The sequence below is a fragment of the Pseudomonas iridis genome, assembly GCF_017980685.1.
Lineage (GTDB): Bacteria > Pseudomonadota > Gammaproteobacteria > Pseudomonadales > Pseudomonadaceae > Aquipseudomonas > Aquipseudomonas iridis.
Genome location: NZ_JACXXO010000018.1, coordinates 81,002 through 104,484, shown reverse-complemented (window position 1 = coordinate 104,484; position 23,483 = coordinate 81,002). Strand labels below are relative to the sequence as shown.

Below are 23,483 nucleotides of genomic sequence, written 5' to 3'. Positions count from 1 at the left end.
TCAGGAGCCAAAGTGCCAAATAAGTAGCAAGTTGAGGACACTTTATAAATGTTGACGTATTTGCGCCGACTTCTACTGACCACCGCGACCCTTGTCGCCGTGAGCAGTCCAGCTTTTGCCGCCGGCAAACCATCGCCGGTTCTCTTCACCAGCCTCGCGCACGCCGCGCCAGAACTCAATCCCCAGGCGCTGAAAGGTGCCTTGAGCGCCATGCAATGTGCGGTCAACAGCGGAGCCAAGCCGTCCCGCCACCTGGCGATCATCGACTATTCGCAACCGTCCACCGAACGCCGACTGTGGATCTTTGACCTCAACCGGAAAAAACTGGTGCTGCGCGATCTGGTCGCCCACGGTTCCAACTCCGGGGAAAACTTCGCCACCCAGTTTTCCAATGTCGAAGGCAGCTATCAGTCCAGTCTCGGCTTGTTCCGCACTCAGGAAAGCTACAGCGGCACTCATGGTTACTCGCTGCGCATGGATGGTCTGGAACCCGGCTTCAATGATCTGGCGCGTGATCGCGCTATCGTCATTCACGCCGCCGATTACGTGAATCCGTTGTGGAGCAAGCGTCAGGGCCGCATCGGTCGCAGCCAGGGTTGCCCGGCCGTCCGCCCACAGATTGCGAAACAGGTGATCGACAAACTGAAGAACGGCCAGTTCATGTTCTCGTGGTACCCGGATCAGCGCTGGTTGAAGAAGTCGCCGTATCTCAACTGCCAGCCGCAGCAGGTGGCGAGCATCATCAGTACCCACGCCAGCTAACGAATCACCGCAATCCCCGTGTAGGAGCTGCCGAAGGCTCGGGCCGCGATCGGACGATCTTTTGACTCTGCTTTTTTAAGATCAAAAGATCGCAGCGTGCCGCAGCTCCTACAGGGATTTGTGGTGCTTAGAAATTATCTGAGCCACGCAGACCTCCTATGGGAGCCAGCCCGCTGATCTGCATTCGACTGATGATCAGGGCCATGACCATCAATGCCGTGCCCACACCGAAAGTGATGTGCATGCCACTGCCGATGACGGCGGCGGGCGCTTGCGTCGGGTTACCGGTGGCCGCGGCAAACACTACGCCCATCGCCGCCGCGCCGGTGATCAATCCCAGATTACGGGCCAGCCCGAGCAGCGCCGATACCACGCCGCGCTGGTCCTGACTGACCGCCGCCATCAGCCCGGTATTGTTGGCCGCCTGAAACAGCGCGTAACTGCCGGCGATCACCGTCATCGGCAACACGTAAGCAGGCAATCCGAAACTCATCGGCAGCAGCGCCAATAACCCGCAACCGCAAACCATCCCAAGCAAGGCGCCCGGCACCACCCGCTATGCGCCGAAACGATCGACCAGCCGTCCGGCCGGCACACCACCGAGCGCAGCCAGCAACGGCCCAACCGACAACACCAGCCCGACCACGGTGTGGCTGAGACTCAAACCGCGACTCAGGTAAAACGGCCCGACCACCAGCGTGGTCATCATCACGGTCGTCACCAGCAACGTCAGCGCCAGACTGCCGCTCAGGTGCAGATCGGCGAACAGCGACAGGCGAATCAGCGGTGCCCTGGCTTTCATCTCGACCACGATGAACAATCCCGCGCCGCACAGGCTGATCAACAGCAACCCCAGCGTGAAACCTTCAAGCGTCATCGCCAGCGCATAGGTCGCCAGCGTCAACACCAGCACCCCGCTGCCAAGGTAATCAAACGCAACTCGCGGCCCTGCGGCCCGATCTGCCGGCAGATAGCGGTACACCAGCCATGCGTTGAGCAGTCCCAATGGCACGTTGAGTAAAAATATCGATTGCCAGCCGACATGCGCCATCAACAACCCACCCAGCGACGGACCGAGAGTGGTGCCGGTGGCCGACATCGTCGCCAGCAACCCCATCGCACTGCCCGCCCGCGTTTTGGGCACCGCATCGGCCACCAGCGCGACCGTCAATGCAAACATGATCGCTGCGCCAATGCCTTGCACCGCCCGCGCGCCGATCAGCCAGCCAAGCCCAGGGGCCAGCGCGCAAAACAATGAAGCGCTGGTGAAAATGCCTATCCCGATCAACAGCAATCGCCGCCGACCAAAGCCATCGCCCAGACGTCCGACGCTGACAATCAACGTGGTGATTGCCAGCAGGTACGCCAGAACAATCCACTGCACCTGTTGGAAAGTCGCATCAAACGCCGCCGCCAGTGTCGGCAACCCGGCGTTGGCGATGCTGGTGTCCAGCGAAGGCATCAACATCGATAGCGCCAGACTGATCAGCGCCCAGCGGGCTTGGGTATTGAGGGGTTGTCTGGGCATGGTGTGTTCACTGTACAAAGGACATGCGCCATAGCCTGAGCCTCGACAATACAAGGCGCAAGACGCATGCTTTGCACTCAATACCTGCATGGAACGCCATGTCATGACCACGCCGGATCTGAACCTGCTGATCACCCTCGACGTGCTGCTGCGTGAAGGCAGCGTCGCTCGCGCCGCCAAATGCCTGCGGTTGAGCCCTTCTGCCATGAGTCGCGCCTTGGCCCGTCTGCGCGAAACCACCGCAGATCCGTTGCTGGTACGCGCCGGTCGAGGCCTGGTGCCAACCCCGCGCGCGCTGGAATTGCGCGAAAGGGTCAGCCACCTGGTGCAGGAAGCCGAGGCGGTTTTACGCCCTGCGCAAGTGCTTGATCCTGCGCAGCTACAACGCACCTTCACCTTGCGCAATACCGACGGGTTTGTTGAAACCTTCGCCGCCGCCCTGCTCGCCCGCATTGCCGTCGAGGCGCCCAACGTGCGTCTGCGTTTTGTTCAGAAAGCCGACAAGGACAGCACGCTGCTGCGCGAAGGCCGGGTGGATCTGGAAACCGGTGTAGTCGACGACGGCACCGACCCGACGCTGCACAGCCGCATCCTGTTTCACGATCACTGGATCGGCGTGGTACGTGAGGGCCATCCCTTGAGCGCAGGCAAGGTCAGCGCCAAACGCTTCGCCTCAGGCCAGCATATTCTGGTGTCACGGCGCGGGCGCAGCAGCGGCCCGGTAGACGAAGCGCTACTCGCGTGCGGACTGACACGGGACATCGTCACGTCGTTCGGCGGGTTTTCAGCGGCACTGACGCTGGTTCGTGAATCCGACCTGATTGCCACCGTCCCGGAACGTCACACCAGCAAACTGCGCACGGGTCTGCACAGTTTCGACCTGCCATTGAAGATGCCGCAGATCAGCGTGTCGATGCTCTGGCATCCGCGCATGGATGCCGATCCGGCGCATCGCTGGTTGCGCGATTGTGTGCGGGAAGTCTGCGCCTAGCGCGCATCGCCGCCAGCGGGTTTATAAAAGAGGAATCTTTTCGTCTCGGCGGTTTTCCGGTATTCCCTGGCCCAACTCGGGTGGACATTGCGGTCGTGGAAATACAGCGCGCCGTTGGTGCGATCCTTGAGCTGACGGTTCAGCGCCTTGCCGGCAACTTCTTTGGCGAGCGCGTATTCGGCGTCTTCCTTGACCTGATCCGGACGCCCGTCACACCACCAGGAAAACTGGCAGCTCCTGGTTTCGGAACCTTGCTTGACCACGGCACACACCGTGTCTGGAAAACCTTCATGGCCGAGGCGATTCATCACCACACTGGCCACGGCTTCCATTTCCGGCGTGTCCTTGCCTTTGGCTTCCCAGTAGATGCTGCGCGCCAGACAAGTGATCGGATCATCCAGCGGCGCGGCGCCGGCAGGGTCGACCGCCTGCACTTCCTTCGGGGTGATCGCCTCGGATTTCGGCGCCGGTGCCGCGCTGACTTTATCGGCGGCTTTTTCTTCCAGCACCTGGGCTTTCTCTTCAGCCTTGGCTTTGATCGGCGCTTGATCGGTGGCCCAGGCAGCGCTGGCCAACAGAGTGAATGCGAAGCAGCCAGCCAACCATTTCAATCCCATGTGAATTCTTCCGGCAGGGCCCGGTGCGGGCAAGGTGTTACGTCGGGGAGACGCCCGGATCCCGGGGTCTTGGCTGAGTGTAGACGGCTAAATCAACCGCAGCGTTCCGTAGAAAAAACTGTCGACGGGAGAAAAAGACATTGCACCCACCGGGGGCGTTTCGCGCATCATGGGCGCATTCAGCTCAAGGGAGAATTCCATGCGCTTCATGCCGTCCGTTTTGCGATTTGCCGCGCTGTCCGCAGGCCTGATGTTTACCGCCTCGGCCATGGCCACCGACGAGTTGCAACTGATCGAGTCGATCAACAGCTATCGCAGCCAGCCGCAACGTTGTGGCACGCAGGCGTCCAGTGAGTTGCCGCCCCTGTCGGCTGATCCACGCCTGCGGTTGCCGGCCAGCGGCGCCGTCAATCTGCAGCAAGCCATGGCCAGCGCCAGTTACCCGATGGTCAACGTACAGGCGATCACCCTCAACGGCCCACGGGATGCGGCGTCGGCGATGAAGGCGATTCAGGAGAGCTTCTGTCAGGTGGTGCTGGATCCGCAGTTTGTCGATGTCGGCGTCAGCCGCGCCGATCGCGACTGGCGCATTGTGCTGGCGCGGCCGCTGCTGTCAGCCAAACTTGGCGACGCGCAGAGTGAAGGGCAAAAATTGCTCGAACAACTCAGCACCGCACGCAGCCAGCCACGCCAGTGTGGCGGCCAGGCCTTTGCCGCCGCCGCACCGCTGGCGTGGAATGCGACCTTGGGCACTGTCGCTCAGGATCACAGCCGCGACATGGCCAACAAAAACTACCTCGACCACAAAGACCGCGACGGCCGCACCCCCGGCGATCGCGCTGAGCTGTCGGGCTACAGCGGGCAACTGGTTGGCGAAAACATCGCCGCCGGCCAAGACACCGTGGGCAAAGTCGTCGACGGCTGGCTCGCCAGCCCCGGCCACTGCGCCAACCTGATGAACCCGCAATACAAGGAGCTGGGTGCCGCTTATGCGACCGATCCGAAAAGCGATGCGGGGATTTACTGGACCGCGATGTTTGGTGCGCAATAACCCTCAGGCTCACGCCTGCAATGTTCGGTGATGTGGATCTGTTTGGGGAGTACGACAAAACCTGTGGGAGCTGGCTTGCCAGCGATGGCGGTGGGTCAGCCAACATCAATGTCGACTGTGCAGCCCTCATCGCTGGCAAGCCAGCTCCCACAGGGTCTTGCGGTATTCACGGATTTTCGACCAACACAGCTCCCACACTTGATCATCAACGCGATCAATCAGCCGTTAACTTTCACTGATTGGACGCCCATGGCAGTTACGCCTACCCTGCCCGTCCAAACCCGTTCATCAGCGGTTTCAATACTGCGAGGCTGTCATGACAGAGCGCGTCCTGATCGATGCTCACAACCGCCGTGTCGACTATCTGCGCATGTCGGTGACCGACCGTTGCGACTTCCGCTGTGTCTATTGCATGGCTGAAGACATGCAGTTTCTGCCACGCCAGCAAGTGCTGACGCTGGAAGAAATCTTTCAACTGGCGCAGAGCTTCGTCGCGCTCGGTACCCGCAAGATTCGCCTCACCGGCGGCGAGCCGCTGATCCGGCGCGGCGTGGTGCAGTTGTGCGAACAGATCGCCGCGCTGCCCGGCCTGCGTGAGCTGTGCCTGACCACCAACGGCTCGCAACTGGGCAAACTCGCCGCGCCGCTGTTCGACGCCGGGGTCAAACGCCTGAACATCAGCCTCGACAGCCTCGATCCCGAGCGCTTCAAGCAGATGACCCGCACCGGCGATCTGGCGCAAGTGATCGACGGCATCGATGCCGCGCGCCAGGCCGGTTTCACCCGCACCAAGCTCAACTGCGTGGTGATGCAGGGCCGCAACGATCACGAAATCAATGATCTGGTGAGTTTTGCCATTGACCGTCAGCTCGATATTTCTTTCATCGAGGAAATGCCACTGGGGATCATCAGCGACCACAGCCGCGCGGAGTCGTTTTTTTCCAGCGTGCAGGTCCGCGAGAAAATCGCCGAGCGCTACACGCTGATCGACTCTACGGAATCGACTCAAGGCCCGTCGCGCTATTGGCGTCTGGCCGAGGCCCCGCAGATTCGCCTGGGGTTTATCTCGCCGCACAGCCACAACTTCTGCGGCACCTGCAATCGGGTGCGGCTCACCGTCGAAGGTCGTCTGCTACTGTGTCTGGGTAACGAACATTCGGTGGATTTGAAAGCAGTGCTGCGCGCTCATCCGGGGCATCCGCAACGTCTGGAGAACGCCATCATCGAAGCGATGAAAATCAAACCGTATCGGCATAACTTCGAAATCAACGACGACGTCCAGGTCGTACGCTTCATGAACATGACCGGCGGCTGATCCGCCGCTTTCCTGCGTTATCAGGACCGCTCTGCATGATCATCAGACCCAAGGTCAGCCAGTTCGCCATTCTCTTCACCCTCAAGGGCTCGATTGCCAAGCGCATCGCGTTGCGCACCTTGATGGTCACGCTGCTGGCCTCGGCTATCGTGCTGGTCGAAATCCTTCATCCGAGCAGTTTCACCAAGGTCAGCGCCACGCCGTTCACTTTGCTCGGCTTGTCGCTGTCGATCTTCATGAGCTTTCGCAACAACGCCTGTTACGACCGCTGGTACGAGGCACGCAAGGCCTGGGGTGAGGTGATCGTGCACATTCGGTCGGTCATCCGCGAAACCCATGTCATCCGCGAATCGGCAGAACGCAAACCGCTGCTGCTCAACCTGTGCGGGTTTGCCCATGCGCTCAATGCGCGATTGCGCAAGGAGAGTGAAGCCGACGCCAGCCGTCAGTGGATCACCCCAAAACACGATGCGGGGGTGCCGGATTACAGCGCGCGGATCCTGCAACAGGTCGGCCAGCAGTGTTCCGACCTGCATCAAAACGGTGAGCTGAGCGAGTGGCGCTACATGCTGCTGGCCAATCACCTGACCAGCCTGACGCAAGCGCAAGCCGTGTGCGAGCGGATCAAAACTACGCCACTGCCGTTTCCCTACACGCTGCTGTTGCACCGCACGATCTACCTGTTCTGCATCCTGCTGCCGTTCGCCATGGCCGAACCGCTGGGCTGGCTGACGCCCTTGTTTACCGCGATTGTCAGCTACACCTTTTTTGGTCTGGACGCGATTGCCGATGAACTGGAAGACCCGTTTGGCCGCGATGAGAATGATCTGCCGACCGACGCGCTGGTGCGCTCGATCGAGCGCGACATTCTCGCCGAACTCGGCGTGGCGGATCTTCCGCCGCCGCTGAAGCCGGTCGAGTATGTCCTGAGCTGATCACCCCGTTTCCAAGCGCGGGAGCAATGTCATGTTGATCGTTTGCGTCTCCGTGAGACCGGGCGTTCGTCTGCTGCGCTGAGTAACCGGTCACAGCGCATCCCGGAAACAGTCGTTTACACGCCCGCGGATTCCCCCTTACTATCCGGACACACCGGTCGACGGGTCAGTCCCGCCGCCGACGTTTTCCGCCAACGGAAACATGCGTTATGAGCACGTCACAACAACAACCAGAATCGTTGACCGTCTCTACTCAGCGCGCCCTCTCTCACAGGGGCGGCGTATGAATCGTATCGTCAATCTCCCCATGGCCCTGCGCCGTTCCAAGCTGCGTCACTCCGCACGCCCGCCGGATATCGCCCGGACGCTCTGATCGCGCCTGTTTAAAGCCGCGACAGCCCCCTGCTCCCTGATATTCCCTGCCAGGACGCCCGCGCCTATTCTCGCGCCGCGTCCGGCCTGAACCTGCGCGCCTGTGCGGCGCCAACGTGAGTGTTTGCCATGAAATTCGCAGCCATTGAAGACGCACGCCTGTTCCTTGAACAAAACCCCGACATCGACATGATCGAGCTGTTCATCCTCGACGCCAACGGCGTGCCGCGCGGCAAGCTGCTGCACCGCGAAGAATTGCTCGCCGTGTATGAAAGCGGTCGCCCGCTGCCCAGCACCATCCTCGGTCTGACCGTGCAGGGTGAGGACGTCGAGAACTCCGGCCTGGTCTGGGATGTCGGCGATATCGACTGCCGCGCCTATCCGCTGGAAGGCAGTCTGGTGCGCCTGCCGTGGCGCAAGATTCCGACCGCTGCAGTGCAGGTCAGCATGCATCCGACCGAGGGCATGCCCGCCAGCATTGCCGACCCGCGACACCTGCTGATCAAGGTCATCGACGGCCTCAAGGCCGAGGGCTACAACCCGGTGATGGCCTGCGAACTGGAGTTTTATCTGCTCGACGCCAAACGCGATCACAACGGTCGTCCGCAACCGGCACTCGATGCTGATGGTGGTCGACCGCGACATACCCAAGTCTACGGTTTGCGCGAGCTGGAGCAGATCGAACCGTTCCTCGCCGACCTTTACAGCGCCTGCAAACTGCACGGCATTCCGGCGCGTACGGCAATCTCGGAATACGCACCGGGTCAGGTGGAAATCACCCTCGAACACGGCGATGCGCTGGAGGCGATGGATCAGGCGGTGCGCTACAAGCGTCTGGTCAAAGCCGTGGCGCACAAGCACGGCATGCAGGCGACATTCATGGCCAAGCCGTTCGATGATCTGGCCGGCACCGGCATGCACATGCATGTCAGCCTCGCTGATGGCGAGGGGCGCAACCTGTTCGCCTCCGAAGACCCGGCCGGCACACCGCTGCTGCGCACGGCGATTGGCGGCATGCTCGCCTCGCTGCTCGATTCGCTGCTGCTGTTCTGCCCGAACGCCAACTCCTACCGACGCTTTCAGGCCAACAGCTACGCGCCACTTGCGCCGACCTGGGGCGTCGACAACCGCACCGTCAGCCTGCGCGTACCGGGCGGCCCGGCCAACACCCGGCACATCGAGCACCGCATCTGCGGCGCCGACGCCAACCCGTATCTGGCGGCGGCGGCGATTCTTGCCGGCATACATCGAGGCATTCGGGAGAACCTTGATCCGGGCGCGCCAGTTGAGGGCAACGGTTATGCGCAAGCCAAGCAATTGCTGCCAACCGATTGGCTGACGTCGTTGCAGGCACTGGAAAATTCGGTGTGGGCACGCGATGCCTTGGGCCAGGAATTTCTCGGGGTGTATCTGGCGGTGAAGCGTGCCGAGTATCGGCAATTCATGGCTGAAGTGGGTGAGCAGGATTGGCGCTGGTATCTGACCGAGGCCTGATTACACCCCGCTAACCTGTGGGAGCTGGCAAGCCAGCGCCCACAGGGATCCCGATTAGCTTCCCGAATATTGTGTGGACACTGACATGACTGAACGTTGCAATTCCTACTACACCGCCACCCTCAACCAAGAGACCGACTACCCGACCCTGCAGGGCAGGCACAAGGTTGATGTGGTGATCATCGGCGGCGGCTTCACCGGCGTCGCCACCGCTGTCGAACTCGCCGAAAAAGGCTTGAAGGTCGCCATCGTCGAAAGCAACAAGATCGGCTGGGGCGCCACCGGGCGCAATGGCGGGCAGGTCACCGGCAGCCTCTCCGGCGACGGCGCGATGCGCAAACAGATGCGCCCGACACTCGGTGACGAGGTCGACGATTTCATCTGGCATCTGCGCTGGCGCGGCCACGAAATCATCAAACAGCGCGTGGAAAAATACGCCATTGAGTGCGACCTCAAGCACGGCCACCTGCACGCCGCGTACAAGCCGAGCCACATGACCGATCTGCGCAAGGATTACGAAGAAGCGGTGCGTCGCGGTCTGGGTGACGAGGTCAGCCTGCTCGACCGCAGTCAGGTGCGCGATCTGCTGCAAAGCGACCTCTACCACGGTGCGATCAAGAACACCCGCAACATGCACCTGCACCCGCTCAACCTGTGCATCGGTGAAGCGCGGGCGGCGGAAAGTCTCGGTGCGCTGATCTTCGAAAACAGCGAAGTGCTGGAGATCATTCACGGTGACACCCCAGGCGTGAGAACTGCCCACGGCCAGATCGACGCCAACCAGGTGATGCTGGCCGGCGACGTTTATCACAAGCTCGAACCTGGCCAGCTAAAGGGCAAGATTTTCCCGGCCATGGGCGGCATCGTCACCACCGCGCCGCTGGGCGATCTGGCCAAGCAGATCAACCCAGAAGACCTCGCGGTGTACGACTGCCGTTTCGTCCTCGACTACTACCGTCTCACCGCCGACGGCCGTCTGCTGTTTGGCGGCGGCGCCAACTACAGCGGCAAGGATTCACGCGACATCGCCGCCGAACTGCGCCCGTGTATCGAGCAGACTTTCCCGGCGCTCAAAGGCGTGCAGATCGACTATCAGTGGAGTTGCGCGATGGGCATCGTCATCAACCGTATCCCGCAACTGGGCAAACTCTCGGACAACGTCTGGTACTGCCAGGGTTACTCGGGCCATGGCATCGCCACGACGCACATCATGGGCGAAATCATGAGCCGGGCGATTACCGGGCAGATGGCGCAGTACGATACGTTCGCGGCGTGTCAGCACATTCGCGTGCCGATGGGGGATTTGCTCGGCAATCCGCTGCTGGCGGCGGGGATGTGGTATTACCAGATGCTTGAAAAATTGCGTTGACGGCCCTGGCCCCATCGCTGGCAAGCCAGCTCCCACAGGTTTTTATTGGTGTACATGGACTCTGTGTACGACGCGGACACTGTGGGAGCTGGCTTGCCAGCGATGAGGCCATTAGCCTCAACACAAAATCTCAATCCGGCAACTGCTCTACCTCAATCCCCAACCGCCGATAATCCTCGACACTGCCCGATGCCAGATGCTGCTCGGTAATCAGCGTATGTACGCGATCGCACGGCGTCACCACAAACGGCTCGACCGCCCCCAGCTTGTCCGCCGTGGTTACTGCAATCACTTGGGCGGCGCTCTCGAACAATGCCTGCTTCACTGGCACCTCATCGAAATACAGCGAGCTCAGCCCCACCTCCGGGTGAATCGCGCAAACCCCGGTAAACAGCACGTCAGCCTTGATACTTTGCAGCAGCCGCACGGTTTCGTGGCCGCTGACTGACATCGTCGCCAGATTGAGTTGCCCGCCAGCAAGAATCACCTTGATGCCTTGGTACTCGGCGAGTGTGATCGCGGTCATTGGCGAGGTGGTAACCGCGGTAATCCGGATGTCCGCAGGCAATGAGCGCGCGATCTGCAACGTGGTGGTGCCGGAATCGAACAGCACGATCTGGCCGTCCTTGACCCGTCCGGCAGCGAGCTGCGCCAGGCGGGTCTTCACTTCATCGGTTTCGCTGATACGGGTGAAGTAATCCTTGCCGGTGTCTTTGGGCCGCGGCAACGCCCCGCCGTGTACTCGCTGCACCAGCCCGGCGTTGTCGAGTTCGGCGAGGTCGCGGCGGATCGTATCTTCAGACACCGCAAAATGCTGGCTCAGCTCGGAGGCCATGACCTTGCCGTCGCGTTCCAGGATCAAAAGGATTTTCTGTCGGCGCAGGGACGGCAGTTCGGTGACGGAATGATCGTGCATGGTTCTGCCTGTTTATGCTTGTAGTTGCAGGTTTACACTGAGGCTAGCGAATACCTCGGTCAAACACAAACAGCAGATATCAATTACTTCAAGCACCGCTCTGTTCAGAGCCTCTAAAGTTTCCCACCACGGCTAGCGCTACCGCCATTCGTAGTCCTTCAAGGCTAGACAGGATGTCTTTTCAGCGTATCCAGAACGTCAGCCGCCATACGCTTCTGTATCGACACTCGAGAGTAATCGTTCATGAAAGCGTTACGCGTCACAGGCGCAAGACTCAAGTTGAACAATGCCTCAATAGCGCCTTCGATATCGCAGGGCTCAAACACCGATGCATTGGATATCTTGGTGTGGGTAAATCGCGCTGGGTAACCCGCCAGTCCCGCGAGAATCGGTTTGCCCGTGGCGGCATACTCAAATAGCTTCGAGGGAATGACTCGCCGAAAAGATTTGAAGGAGTTCAGATGCAAAAACAGCACATCGGCATCCTGATAGAACTGGAGCAACGCCTTGCGCTCAACCGGCGCAATGAACTCGACGTTGGTGACATCGCGAAGCTTCAGCGCCGACTGCAATTTTTCCAATGCGCCGCCCGCACCAATAATCGTGAAGTGCGCAACACCTTCCAGCCTTTTGGCCATCTCGGGCAGGATAAAGTGCAACCCTTGCCCGGTACCGATATTGCCCGCGTAGACCACGCGGATTGACTGTCCGCCGTGCGCCCCTGTTACTTTTCCGGGTAACTGTTTGAAAAACATCTCATCGACGCCATTCGTAAACGTCGAGAACTCGCGCGATGGGTAATGTGTTGAGAAATAACTCAGAAAACCAGGCGAAATCAGATTGACCCGAGAAGCCTGGCTAATCGTCAATCGCTCAACCCTGGAAAATATCCAGGCTGCCAATTGCCCGAGACGACTGGGAAAAAGCTCCGGCAAGGTATCGACAAAAATATCCCGTATATCCAGATAGAGCGGCGTCTTGATAGAGAATCCGAGATAAGCCCCCAATGCCGCAGTCATCAGTCGCGAGGACGACGCGACGATCAAATCGTAGTCCTTGCCCTTAGTAGCCTGGCGCACCCCAAGCGCATACGAGACGAAGGCACGGGCCTGATCCAGCAAACCGCTTTCATGAGCCGGCAGTGCGATGCGACGAACCGATAAACCTTGAGATTCCTGGAGCTCTGCAGCGGCGGCACCGTAAGCGCGATATCGATTGGGTTGGGTGGTGACAACGTCTACCTGCACACCGGAACCTGCCTTGGCCAGCAGAGCCTTGACCAACGCATCGATACGGAACGAGCCTGCCGCCAGATCCGGTGGATAGTAAAAGCTGAGGACCAGTATGCGTACGGTCATGATCGCGCCGTGTCACTGAACTTGCTGCCCAGGACGCGCTGATAAAGATCGATCAGCAACGCCTCCTGCTCCTCCCAGTTCGCAAGGGTGGATGCTTTCGCCGAGTTGGCCGCCAGCGACGATCTTAGTACAGGATCAACCACCAGCCGCTCAAGTGCGCTCGCCAGTGCCTGATCATCACCTTCGCGCACGAGCAAACCATTGTCATGCCTACGAATGATTCGACGAATTTCCGGCAGATCGGACGCGACCACAGGCAGCCCGGCAATCAGGTACTCAAACAGTTTGTTGGAGTCCGTCGTGAAATGGTTCAGGCACGTATTCTCGATCGGCTGCACACCGATATCCGCGGACGCGGTAAAGTCCGGCAGGTCTGCCAACGCGACCGTCGGGATGAAATGCACACGCTCTGTCAGCGCAAGTGTCTGGCTGAGTGCAATCAGTGACTGAGTCAAACGACCGCCACCGATCAGCACGAAGTAGGCATTCGGCACCAGCGCCGCGACCCTGACCAAACGCTCCAGCCCTCGTCCCTGCTGCAATCCACCTTGATAAACAATGATTGGCCAAGGCTCAGCGAGCTGCAATTGATCGCGAATACGTTGAGAAGACTTTGAAGACGTAATCCGGGGCCGATTCTGCAAAACCACCGGACGCGGTATCGCATAAGCACGGGCGAAAAATTTCGCACGCGCATCTGTCGTCGTAATCGTGCCCTGAACCCGCGGCATCAGAAACTTTTCGACCACAGCGACCAGCCGCCGAAAGCTGTTGTAACCCTCACGGCTGGTACTGATTTCGTGAGCATCGTAGATCACCTTGGCACCACTGACCTTGGCCGCGAGCCAAGCCGTTGGCAAGGTATTCACATCATGTGCATGAACCACATCGGCACGGTGCATCGACATCCGGGTGAACAACACAGCGTGCGTCCACAAACGCGCTACGATACGCAGCACCTGTTTGGCTGGACTCAAGCGGCCGATCCGCGCCGGATTGCCTGCCGAACCGATTGCAGCCGATAAATGAGCCTTGGACTTGCGCAATTTCCACAACGGACTTCGAGCCACCCGCGAGACCTCAATCCCGTCATCGAGAATCTCGTGTTCCAGCGTGACGCCTGGTGTGTGCAAAGCGAACACCGTGACTTTATTTCCGGCACGCTGAAGTGTTTGAGCTTCTTTCAGTACACGGGCGTCGTTACGAAACTCGTTCCAGACGATCATTGCAATGCGCGACACGGGCGAATTCCTTTACTGGGCGGTAGCGGTTTCAAGCGATTGAAAGTTTTCAAGAAGATCATGTAGAAGCGCCAGGGCATCGTCATAGCTGCCCCGAGAGCACAGGCGTTCAAAGGCGTAAGTCAATGCACAAACCATGATTGCCGTGCTGGGAACATCGGCCAGAGACGGACGCAAAGCCTTCGCCTCGTTGATTGCCCGCAGAAATTTTTGACGATCGATATTGAGCCAGTTGGCGCCGGTCGGTTCGATCTTCCAGTTAGGCCAATGATTTGCACACACATCTGCGGACTCGGATAACAACAGTGTGCACGGGTTGATATCCGTACAGACCAATTGCCTTGGTAACTTTTCAATGACTGAAATGATGCCGGCGTAATGCAACTGAAATTGCTGCAGCAACGATGCATTGTCCTTGGAGACCACCATTGAAAAATTGGACAGCAACTCATCTGTCAATCGCTGTTCAAGATAGGTGTGCGAGCGACCGAACTGCTGAACCAGTTCCTCCTCAGGTTCCAGCGACATCAACTTTTGCGCAAGCGCGATCAAGCCAGCGCCTTGTTCGTGCGGTAATACTTTGCGAAAGCTCCCACACTCGAATACGTGACAGCTGAATTCCTGTACTGTCGCTGCACCAGCAAATTGCAAAGAGGGAATGCCTGGCATACTTTGTAATAGCAACCGCTCACGCTTGGCTAGAAAAACCGCAGAGCTATCGAACAACTTGAACAGAAACTTTCTCTGCTGACCATTTTCATTTGAAAGCACAGTTTCAAAACAATAAATATTGGGCTGTGCTAGCTGGCTCCACGAACTGGAAACGACAGTTTTAAAAGAACTTTCAAGGGATGTCATTACTTCGGACATCCAGATTTTTCTACTCTCCTCATTTAACAAGCTCTTGATTTCAGGCGTGTAGACACCGTCACTCGAAATCAAAGGCTTGTCATGAAAAAACATTGCGTTTATCTGACGATATTGCGACCGAAGGGATATCACGTCCTGAACCATTGTCGTAACTCTGGACAGGCCTTGTCGCAGCAACAAAAGAGCGATCAATGCCGCAAAAATCTTCGGCGGATTGAAAAAAAGATAATCGGCCACCATACAGAAAAACGCTATCAGAAAGCCGACAGATGAAAGCGTGCTCAACACATCCAAATAATGAATCTGAATCAATTTGCGAACGTCGGGCTTGCGATTATATAGCGCAACCAGCGCGCTCCCCGCCGTCACGCTATAGAGCAACACCACGAAAACCAACGACGGATAGATAAACAGCAGAATGATAAAGACTACCGCTACAAAGGTTCCCGCGGCCAAGCCTCGGGTAAATTTTGAGTACGCTTGCGCTGCCACTTTCCGCTGATTTTCAAATAGGCTGAGCTTCGCACTGTTTTTCAACAGCTTGTCTGCACCGCGTTTTGAATAGTATGAGATGACAAAACAAGCGATCACATAGAGAACGTAGCAGATCAGCGCCAAGGCACTAAACGCTATGATCAGATGCGTCTTCTTCACATTCTGCAAATACAGTGGAAAGTAATGCGGAATTTTTTCGCTACCCAGAAGAATCAAGACCTTCAAAGGCAAGAAAAACGTCAACAACAATAATACTTGCGAAAAAAAATGCGCAGCCTGAACCGTTATTGTTGTGAAAGGCACTACTTTGACAAATTTTCCGCCCAGCGAGTAACACCACCCCAACGTGGTTTTCATAAGGCTCTGGAGACTGACCATTACTCGAAAGCTTCCAGGCTTGAAAAATTACCCATATTCGCCTACCTCATCACGCCAGAGCGGAAAATCCTGTTAGCAACTGCCAGTATTAATTAACTTTCCAATAGATCGAAACTCGCGAGCCTGGTGCTTTAGTATCTGCCTGCAAGGTGTACAGCCCACCGATAACGGGCCAATTCTTTTTGTGATAATGAACTTTATATGAGACGTCAGACTCATCAATGACCTTCCGACGATAACCCAGCTTCATTAGTTCTTTAGAAATGATCTTTTCGGTTTTCTTGGGGGATTCGGCGACAACAAACTTATTAACCTTAAGTTCGCCTTGAGCGCCTGAAACATTGCTTTCCTGAAGAAGCGTCCCCTCGACAGCCAGCTGATTCCCATCCTCCAGCTTAAGTTTAACGGAGCCGTCCTTGCCATCGCATGCTGCCAGCATCAGCATCGCTGCGAAAATCATAAACTTACATTTCATACTTCGTACTCGACCACTCTGTGATTAATGTCTTTACTACGACTTGTCTGGCTATTACGGACTTTTTATCGGATGACTGAGCTCCGCAAGCCGTTTCAACAAGGCCCCGAGCTGCTGGGTATACCTTGAAAACCCCGTGTTTGGTGAACCTGAAAACAAACCAGACAGCGCCTCATCTCGAGACAGAACAGCCCACCGGTCCAGCGACCTGGAAAGCCAGTCTGTTGAGAAATTCCATTGATCCATTACAACGCTTACCGCACACAACGCTATATTTTGCGCGAGCAGGCTTTGCGGCGCTTTTTCAGCGGATCCCGCAATATAAAAAACATCATTACTCAATAACTGCGCATGTTTGAAAATACATCCATGCAACCTGGCCATAAACCGGCGATCAAATTGTAGGCGGACGCCGAAATCCCACATCATCAAGAGAGACAACGTCCGCTCGGCGACAACGTGAGCGCTCCAAACAGTCGCTCTTTCTTCTGCCACTTTGAAATAATTGCGATCCAGCCAGCTATTGATAAGTTCCCGCGCAGACATAAGGGCCGAAATATCGTCACTATTGCGCGCGTGCAACATCAGAATGACTGCGGGGTGTAAGCAATGCCAGGATGCAAGATGTTCAGGATCGTCCAGACCATTTGGAAGTTCTTGGGTCGACGACCATGACAAAGCCTTATTCCCCTTTAACGGGCACGCGCCGAGCGACAGATATTCCATTGCCTGAGTTGTGGCCTCGGGAAATCGTTGGTTCAATGACTCGAAAATTGCAGCAAACAACGTGGTTGCCAGACTGTCGATTGGTGAACTATTGAACACAATCGGGTTTCTGTCTGGGTTTTCCGATTTTTCCTTCCAGATAGAAACACTTTCGATCGAAAGGCTCGCGCCTTCAGCAGATGGCACACCCTTCAGATACATTTTCACTTCTGGGATACCGACCAACTGGCGACTTTAAAAAGTTGTTCTGAATATCAAAAATCAGGTCGGCATGTCCAAATTCGAAATCTATCCAGACGTCATTTTTCGCATTGAAACAGGTCAGGCCTCGAAATTCGCCATCCTCGTTATAACCAATCGAGAGCGATTCGAAGGATGCCCATCCCGACAACGCCAGTCGAACGCTGAGGCCGTTTGCAATCACGGGTTGCGGTAATGGCAACCGCACTTGGCAAGCCTGGTTACCCTGGAACGAAAAATGTAGTTTTTCGTCAACTTTGGTACATGTTCCGGTGCCTCTGAAAAGACGTGGCTCAAGCCTGGTAACCTGTGGCCAATGATCAACATTGCTGTAAAAAACACCAGAACGAATTAGTCGACCCGGAAAGATTTCTGCATCGTCCAGATCCTCAGTGACGCCACAAGCTTCAGCGAAAACAGAGACTTTGAGCCTTTGAAGGAAAAATTTGTAATATTCGTCGACATAGTGAAAGGGACTCAGTCCCCACTGATGGTCTTCGTCTCCAAAAATCGTATCCGCAGGCGGCTGCACGAATTGACTGGCCTGCAGATCTCGACTCATGCGCTCATACAGTCGTTCCAGATAGGCGTTGGCTGCATTGATCCGGGCAAGACTGAATCCAGAGCCAAACTCCTTACCCGTTTTAGTCTGGGCACTCCAGGCTGTCCTGTTGCCGATAACTTTTGGCAAGGCGCCTGCAGACTTCATCAGACCGACGAATTTTTCCCAGCCCGCCTCCCACAATGCGAAGTGCTCGTTGGTGCCGGACTTGATCAACTCTCCCGGTACTTTTTCCGGATCAAAACCCGCTTTGCACAGCTCATTTGAAACGGTAAAAACACTTCCATCCGGATCGCTGAACAGCTTGAATCTTTCGTCGATAAGATCAACGAGAAGCACATCAAACTGGGTACCCGACAACGTCGATTGAGCCGTTTTTTCCAAATCGGCCTTTACAATCGCCGCTTGAAATCTGGAGGTCAGATTTGCGCTGTATCGATCTACAGTGGGGATTGTAGAAAAAGCGCTCGCGAAAGAACTGCGTGCAAAGTAAGACGTCAGCTCAAAATGCTGCTCTTTGTCATAGTTGAAAATGTCTCTGCTGACACAACTACCTATGATCAACACCTTGATCGGGCTCACAGAGCAAGCCCGATCATTTTGCGCTCCTGTCGAATCAATCGCTTCACCGTCCTGACTCTTCAATAACATCCAACTCACGGCTCAAGATCGTCATCATCGATGTCTGACGTTCGATACGAGCGCGGGCTGCTGCCGACATAGCTGCAAACAAACGAGGTTGCTCAACGACTCTTGCAATCCCTTCTGCCATGGCTTCTGCATCATCGCCTGGCGCCAATACACCGCAATCGTCATCCACAAACTCGGGAATCGCCGTCACCGCATTGGTGACAGGAACCAAACCTGAGGCCATGGCCTCATCACGGGAAACGCCCTGCGCATCCATTCGGGTCGGGCACAGGAACATTCCATAATCTTTATGCAATGCAGCGATTTCCTGATGCTTGAGGAAACGGCGCTCGATTTTGACGTTCGGGTACTGACGCAGAGGCAGAAGCGTTTCTTCGAACAGCACCCCGTCACCAATCATGTGAAACTCAAGCTCATGAAAGTACGGTTTGCCGGCAAGCAACTGGATCGCTTTGACGCTCAAGTCATTGGCATATTTGCCGGATGCATATGGCCTGATCGAGAGAATTTTCTTTCGCTGCTCAACCGGTTTTTCCTGATAGGAAAACACATCGGTGTTGATCGGATTATGAATGATGTCGTACTGGTCTTCTGGCAGTCGAAAGCCCAGATCCTCCATCACTTCTTCAGCAAAGTAACGAGATACAAAAATCAGCTTCAGGTTGGCCGGCATCGGTTGCAGCAGGTCGCGCCAGAAACCCAGGCGTTTCTCACTGTCGAGTTTGGCCAATTGCAATTGGTCTTCAGTGCTGTAGTTATATTCACGACGCCACCATGGCTGGATTTCAGCACCGTGTACCCATACGACCACCTTCGTTTGATGGACATGCTGGCTGAGGACTTTCCACATGTCAGCATCAAGGAAGTGCACCAGAACAGACTTGTACTGCCCCTTCTCCAACATTTTGGCCAGCGTCGACTTCGAACCGGTTACGACGTTGACGTTTTCGAACTCGTGATAACTGACCGACTCATTCTTGCGCAGCCGGAACACATCTACCTCAAGGCCACGTTCCTGATAAGCACGCACGCGAGTGTGAACGAAGCCGTTTCGGTACAGATCGTCATACGCAGGATAATGATTGGTTACCAGCAAGTGCTCTGCTTTGGTCAACATGTCCGAGGGTTGCAAGTCCCGATGCCCCAGAACGAGAGCCCTGATTTCAGCATGACCATTGGCATACACGCGGACACCGAGACGGAGGAACGCCGCTTCCGGTGGAATCTGCGCTGTGTGATTGCGATTAGCATGTTGCATGACATGGCTGATTCGCTGTTTCTGTGCGTCCAGAAACAGAACCACCAACTGCACATTCAAACCGGGCGTGACGTCCAGATACAGCTTGAGCTGATCGCCCTGTACGAAATGCTGGACACTCAAATCCTGCTGCGAATAAATATATTCGTGCTTGTTGTCGTCCAGCTCCGACCTCAAGTGCCAGTTATCGAACTCCACGCGAGTGTGCACGAATTTACTGCGATCAGGCCCGAAAAGCTCAGCAAGGCTACGACCTGAGATTTCGGGCGCGTTATGCTCATCGACCATGGGCTCGATCGCTTCGGCCTGCGCCTGAAGTTCGTCGATGCTTATGCCTGTATGCAGCTTAAGGTCATCAACGGTGTCACGTAGTTCAGCATCATCGAGCCCCTCTGCATTTCTGCAGTAGTTAAAAGCGTCGATGCCCATAATCTGATCGTGGACGTACTCAAGCTGTGGCAGCGATACGACCCATTCGCCCACCTGCTCATCGGCTTGCAGGCAGGTACTAATGATTGCACTGCGCGCGGCTATTTTCGCCGCTGGACGATACTGCTGGCGGTCATTGTTTAAGCGGATACCGTGCTCACCGTTTTCATAGAAAGCACTCTTGCCGGTCACCTTGGCCTGGCTATAACGGGTCGCAAGCACAAGATCGAGCAAATAGTTAGGACCGTAATAGTCCACGGCAAGCATACCCGCCAACAATGGCGCGGTCAGGGCAATCTCGGCAAGACGCTTTTTACCAGCCTCTTGTGCAGTGATCAGCGACACACGCGGATCATCTATTTCGTCAGTGGCGCTAAGCGCATCGCCCACTACGATGCTCATTCGCAGATGGGTGTAAGTCTGACGTTGCACATGTGCAACCAACGCCTGAAGTTCCGTTCTGTTCGCAGCGCTGGCTACCACATGGACTTGCGGCAGGACATCGGTAGGTGCTTTGCCCATGACTTTGCTCATTACATAGTCAAGGCGCTGAGCATAGGTATGCTCCTGCATGACTTTTCGTAGAGCGGCCAAGCGCAACTTACTGCTGTTTATCTCGTCACCGGCCAGCGCCTCGAGGCGACGAACCATCTCCTGACCGTCGTCGGTGGTCACGACAAGATCACCGAATAACAACCGTACACCCCGGGAAAAATTGCTCACGGTGATGGTGTTGCAACCCAGCAACTCAAATACACGACGGGCAAACATCGATTGCGATTGCTTGATCGAATTCAAGTTGATCGCATAGCGATAGCCTTTGTAAGCGGTATCGATCTGATCAAAACTCAGCGTACCGACAATGTAAGGTCGATATTCGACGGGGAACTGGTAGTTAGGATCGTTCTTTTCGAAATTTCGATCGAATATTTCCAGAGGCCGGAATTTAGGTAACTCGCGGACGAAGTTCCCCAGATCGCGGGTGCGTTCAGGGTAACGAGCGTAATAAGCGCCCGCGAAGCAGAAGGCATCCTTTCGCTCGTACAGTTCGATCGGGTTATGCGCGGCCGGCTGGCAAGCAAATGGCAGTAAGTACACGCGTTCATGCCCCAATGCACCCTTGTAGCGATGAATGCAATCGATATCGGTCGTGAATACGAAATCAAACTGTTTGGCAGTGGTCAGGAATGTTTCGAAGTGAACCGGATCTTCTTTGTTCCAGAACACGGTTGGAATCTGGCGGTCGGCGCACCAGGCGAGGATGCCCTGCAACTCCTGCGAGTTATGGCCGACTTTACTGCCCCACAACTCATCCTTGCCACGCCAGGCCGACTCGATAAACAGCAGCTCAGGCTGGAAGCTTTCGATTTCGAACTGCCAGTTTTCCGGAGTGAGCTGCAGCAAGTTGCATTCATAGCGGTATGAACCATAAGTGAACTCGTCCATCACGCAGGCGACTTTCAAGTTCGTTCTTGGTTGGTCGGCCTGATTGATCAAGTTGCTGCGGATTTGCTCAGATGCCTCCACAACTGCTGGCAACGTGCGCGGCTCGCCTGACGTCAGGACAGGTGCAATCGTCGCTGGCACTTCCTTGTCAAAACCAATGCTCTTCTGAGTCGCCTGCTTGCGCTGCTTTGCAGCCTTGCGATATAGGTTGAACAGGGCCGTGGGCAGGCGCACCAGGCCGCCCAGAGAACTGGCGTTGGACTTGATCTGATAACCCAGCTGGTAAGTCATGCTGGATCGGGTCTTGATCAAACGCTGCTCTGCAAGGTGGCGCTGAGTATTGGCACGCTCAAGATTGTCGTTGAGTTCCTCGATTTTTTTCTGCTGGGCGGCCGTCTTTTCCAGCAAAGAATCAAGGTTTTGCTGCAAATGCGGAATCTGCTTGCCTGTGGCTTCTTTGTATTTCTGATTGACCTCTTCCAACCAGCCTTTAGAGGCGCTCAACTCTCGCTCGAGCTCTGTACGAATCTCCTGCCATTGCACCTGAGTTGTGCTCAGCAATTGTTCGAAAGACTGATGGCTCGCTTTCTCGTGAAACAATTGTTCGGCGAGTAAATCACGCTCTTGTTTGGCCTGTTGCTGGAGTTCATTGATTTGAACCTCCAGTGCCTGCCGCAAAGAACACTCGTCTTCAAATTGGCGGCCATCCAGCAACGCCTGTTCAATCCTTGCCTGCACATCGCGCTCAAGATGGGCAACCAGCGAGCGACACTCGGCTAACTCGTTGGCGAGTTCGCGTGAGTGTTGCTCGTGCAAATGCAAAGCTTGCTCACGCGACTGGGAGTCGACCATGAGCTCTTCAACGCGTGCCAGCAGCGCTTGCTTGTTTTGCTCCAGGTTCGCGCAAAGCGCTTCACTACGAAGTCTTTGCTCTTCGGCCTGCTGCTTGCTTTGCTCCAGGTCCGCGCAAAGCGCTTCACTACGAAGTCTTTGCTCTTCGGCCTGCTGCTTCTCTAGTTGCAGCGCCGCGTTCAGCGATTCAAGCCTTTTGACTTCTGACTTGAGCGAATGAGCCTGCTCCGTCGCGTTCCGGTATTTGGTATTGGCTTCGTCAAGGTTTTCCTTGACCTGAGCCAATTCGACCAATGCATTCTCGTGTCCCGTCAAGGCTTTTTGGAGCGCAGAGACTTTTTGCGCTTCGGGTTTGAGCAAGGCAATCTGTTCGGTAGCAGCGCGGTATTTATTGTTCGCCTCTTCCAGACGCTGTTTAGCGTTTGAAAGGCTGGAATTCAGGTTTCGCTCTACTGCTTCGAAAGCTTTCTCGAGTCCCTGAATCTGTTCGACACCCAGATTCAAGTCGGATGGCAGGCCGCCCTCTTCACCTTTTTGCGCAACCATGCCCAACCATTTGCCCAGTACCTTGACTTCGGTGACATGCAAATGCTTGCTCAGCATTCGGAATGGGGCGAGCAAGTAAAAGGTGTGTTTGTGATCGATGAAATCATTCACGCCGAACGGCACGGTAATAATCAGTCGGCCACCAGGTTTGAGCAGTGACGTCGCTTTTTCAACAAATATTTCCGGACGCACCAAGTGCTCCAGCACTTCGCTGATCACGATAGTGTCCGGCTCGGCGATACTGGCATCCAGCGAAAGAAAGTCCGCGTTGACGTAAGTGATCTTCTGCTGGACATGCGCTGGCTCGGCTTGCAGATAATCCAACGCCTCGGCTATCGCCTGCGGACTGGTATCGACACCAGTGACCGAGCATCCCTCGCGGGCAAGTAACAACGGTACGATGCCTTGCGAACATCCGACATCAAGCACTTGCTTGCCTGACACCTGAGCACAAATCCAATGGATGCGCGTTTGGGTTTCACGCATGAAATGCTCACCCAGCTTTCCGTAGTAAGCCTCCATGACGCGGTCATGAATGTCGGCCAATGGCGCCGTTGCATCCTTATGCGAAGCCTGTTCGGCCAGCTGGGCAGTGCTCATCGTCAA

Annotated in this window: 16 protein-coding genes and 1 pseudogene; 7 read left to right on the top strand and 10 right to left on the bottom strand. The window is 56.1% G+C overall.

Annotated features, from left to right (window positions below):
* Window positions 1-48 precede the first annotated feature (48 nt).
* A complete protein-coding gene (locus tag IEQ42_RS23215; protein WP_042558778.1) occupies window positions 49-762 on the top strand; it encodes a murein L,D-transpeptidase catalytic domain family protein in 714 nt (237 codons plus the stop codon).
* A 127-nt stretch (window positions 763-889) separates the two neighbouring features.
* On the opposite strand, the pseudogene IEQ42_RS23210 reads toward IEQ42_RS23215, so the two are convergent.
* Window positions 890-2,290: pseudogene (locus IEQ42_RS23210) on the bottom strand (MFS transporter).
* 103 nt (window positions 2,291-2,393) lie between these two features.
* On the opposite strand from IEQ42_RS23210, the gene IEQ42_RS23205 reads away from it, so the two are divergent.
* Window positions 2,394-3,281, top strand: a complete 888-nt coding sequence (locus IEQ42_RS23205) for a LysR family transcriptional regulator (protein WP_210705437.1) — start codon at window positions 2,394-2,396, stop codon at window positions 3,279-3,281.
* Here IEQ42_RS23205 and IEQ42_RS23200 read toward each other — a convergent pair.
* The gene (locus IEQ42_RS23200; RefSeq protein ID WP_210705436.1) at window positions 3,278-3,898 is read right to left on the bottom strand and encodes a cell wall hydrolase; all 621 of its coding nucleotides are present in this window, start codon (window positions 3,896-3,898) and stop codon (window positions 3,278-3,280) included. The two genes, IEQ42_RS23205 and IEQ42_RS23200, sit on opposite strands and share 4 nt — an antisense overlap.
* 199 nt (window positions 3,899-4,097) lie before the next feature.
* Between IEQ42_RS23200 and IEQ42_RS23195 the strand changes: the two genes are divergently transcribed.
* From IEQ42_RS23195 to IEQ42_RS23175, 5 genes are all read left to right on the top strand, one after another.
* Entirely contained in the window at window positions 4,098-4,949 is an 852-nt protein-coding gene (locus tag IEQ42_RS23195; protein WP_210705435.1) for a CAP domain-containing protein, read from the top strand.
* A 316-nt stretch (window positions 4,950-5,265) separates the two neighbouring features.
* The gene (gene moaA / locus IEQ42_RS23190; RefSeq protein ID WP_047300730.1) at window positions 5,266-6,264 is read left to right on the top strand and encodes a GTP 3',8-cyclase MoaA; all 999 of its coding nucleotides are present in this window, start codon (window positions 5,266-5,268) and stop codon (window positions 6,262-6,264) included.
* A gap of 35 nt (window positions 6,265-6,299) precedes the next feature.
* A complete protein-coding gene (locus tag IEQ42_RS23185; protein WP_210705433.1) occupies window positions 6,300-7,199 on the top strand; it encodes a bestrophin family protein in 900 nt (299 codons plus the stop codon).
* 501 nt (window positions 7,200-7,700) lie between these two features.
* Window positions 7,701-9,065: a glutamine synthetase family protein gene (locus tag IEQ42_RS23180; protein ID WP_210705432.1), complete on the top strand. Its 1,365-nt coding sequence runs from the start codon at window positions 7,701-7,703 to the stop codon at window positions 9,063-9,065.
* Between the two features lie 85 nt (window positions 9,066-9,150).
* Window positions 9,151-10,434: an NAD(P)/FAD-dependent oxidoreductase gene (locus IEQ42_RS23175; protein WP_210705431.1), complete on the top strand. Its 1,284-nt coding sequence runs from the start codon at window positions 9,151-9,153 to the stop codon at window positions 10,432-10,434.
* A gap of 130 nt (window positions 10,435-10,564) precedes the next feature.
* Here IEQ42_RS23175 and IEQ42_RS23170 read toward each other — a convergent pair whose 3' ends face one another.
* The 8 genes from IEQ42_RS23170 to IEQ42_RS23135 form a co-directional block, all read right to left on the bottom strand.
* The gene (locus tag IEQ42_RS23170; RefSeq protein ID WP_210705430.1) at window positions 10,565-11,350 is read right to left on the bottom strand and encodes a DeoR/GlpR family DNA-binding transcription regulator; all 786 of its coding nucleotides are present in this window, start codon (window positions 11,348-11,350) and stop codon (window positions 10,565-10,567) included.
* 164 nt (window positions 11,351-11,514) lie between these two features.
* Complete coding sequence (locus IEQ42_RS23165) at window positions 11,515-12,708, bottom strand: glycosyltransferase family 4 protein (protein ID WP_210705429.1); 1,194 nt, start codon at window positions 12,706-12,708, stop codon at window positions 11,515-11,517.
* Window positions 12,705-13,949, bottom strand: a complete 1,245-nt coding sequence (locus tag IEQ42_RS23160; RefSeq protein WP_210705428.1) for a glycosyltransferase family 4 protein — start codon at window positions 13,947-13,949, stop codon at window positions 12,705-12,707. Before IEQ42_RS23160 ends, IEQ42_RS23165 begins: the two co-directional genes overlap by 4 nt.
* A 12-nt stretch (window positions 13,950-13,961) precedes the next feature.
* Window positions 13,962-15,671 (bottom strand): hypothetical protein, encoded by a 1,710-nt coding sequence (locus tag IEQ42_RS23155; protein WP_210705427.1) that lies wholly within the window; start codon window positions 15,669-15,671, stop codon window positions 13,962-13,964.
* Between the two features lie 109 nt (window positions 15,672-15,780).
* Entirely contained in the window at window positions 15,781-16,167 is a 387-nt protein-coding gene (locus IEQ42_RS23150; protein WP_210705426.1) for a hypothetical protein, read from the bottom strand.
* 54 nt (window positions 16,168-16,221) lie between these two features.
* Entirely contained in the window at window positions 16,222-17,094 is an 873-nt protein-coding gene (locus IEQ42_RS23145; protein WP_210705425.1) for a hypothetical protein, read from the bottom strand.
* Entirely contained in the window at window positions 17,066-18,346 is a 1,281-nt protein-coding gene (locus IEQ42_RS23140) for a DUF6270 domain-containing protein (RefSeq protein WP_228732029.1), read from the bottom strand. The genes IEQ42_RS23145 and IEQ42_RS23140 overlap by 29 nt, the downstream gene beginning before the upstream one ends.
* On the bottom strand, window positions 18,321-23,477 hold the full coding sequence (locus tag IEQ42_RS23135; protein ID WP_210705423.1) for a glycosyltransferase family protein: 5,157 nt from the start codon (window positions 23,475-23,477) through the stop codon (window positions 18,321-18,323). The genes IEQ42_RS23140 and IEQ42_RS23135 overlap by 26 nt, the downstream gene beginning before the upstream one ends.
* Window positions 23,478-23,483 lie beyond the last annotated feature (6 nt).

What these genes read in the sequence shown, in the direction of transcription:
- IEQ42_RS23215 (WP_042558778.1), top strand. Translation starts at nt 49, where the DNA reads ATGTTGACGTATTTGCGCCGACTTCTACTGACCACCGCGACCCTTGTC.
- IEQ42_RS23205 (WP_210705437.1), top strand. Translation starts at nt 2,394, where the DNA reads ATGACCACGCCGGATCTGAACCTGCTGATCACCCTCGACGTGCTGCTG.
- IEQ42_RS23200 (WP_210705436.1), bottom strand. Translation starts at nt 3,898, where the DNA reads ATGGGATTGAAATGGTTGGCTGGCTGCTTCGCATTCACTCTGTTGGCC.
- IEQ42_RS23195 (WP_210705435.1), top strand. Translation starts at nt 4,098, where the DNA reads ATGCGCTTCATGCCGTCCGTTTTGCGATTTGCCGCGCTGTCCGCAGGC.
- moaA (WP_047300730.1), top strand. Translation starts at nt 5,266, where the DNA reads ATGACAGAGCGCGTCCTGATCGATGCTCACAACCGCCGTGTCGACTAT.
- IEQ42_RS23185 (WP_210705433.1), top strand. Translation starts at nt 6,300, where the DNA reads ATGATCATCAGACCCAAGGTCAGCCAGTTCGCCATTCTCTTCACCCTC.
- IEQ42_RS23180 (WP_210705432.1), top strand. Translation starts at nt 7,701, where the DNA reads ATGAAATTCGCAGCCATTGAAGACGCACGCCTGTTCCTTGAACAAAAC.
- IEQ42_RS23175 (WP_210705431.1), top strand. Translation starts at nt 9,151, where the DNA reads ATGACTGAACGTTGCAATTCCTACTACACCGCCACCCTCAACCAAGAG.
- IEQ42_RS23170 (WP_210705430.1), bottom strand. Translation starts at nt 11,350, where the DNA reads ATGCACGATCATTCCGTCACCGAACTGCCGTCCCTGCGCCGACAGAAA.
- IEQ42_RS23165 (WP_210705429.1), bottom strand. Translation starts at nt 12,708, where the DNA reads ATGACCGTACGCATACTGGTCCTCAGCTTTTACTATCCACCGGATCTG.
- IEQ42_RS23155 (WP_210705427.1), bottom strand. Translation starts at nt 15,671, where the DNA reads ATGAAAACCACGTTGGGGTGGTGTTACTCGCTGGGCGGAAAATTTGTC.
- IEQ42_RS23150 (WP_210705426.1), bottom strand. Translation starts at nt 16,167, where the DNA reads ATGAAATGTAAGTTTATGATTTTCGCAGCGATGCTGATGCTGGCAGCA.
- IEQ42_RS23145 (WP_210705425.1), bottom strand. Translation starts at nt 17,094, where the DNA reads ATGTATCTGAAGGGTGTGCCATCTGCTGAAGGCGCGAGCCTTTCGATC.
- IEQ42_RS23140 (WP_228732029.1), bottom strand. Translation starts at nt 18,346, where the DNA reads ATGTTATTGAAGAGTCAGGACGGTGAAGCGATTGATTCGACAGGAGCG.
- IEQ42_RS23135 (WP_210705423.1), bottom strand. Translation starts at nt 23,477, where the DNA reads ATGAGCACTGCCCAGCTGGCCGAACAGGCTTCGCATAAGGATGCAACG.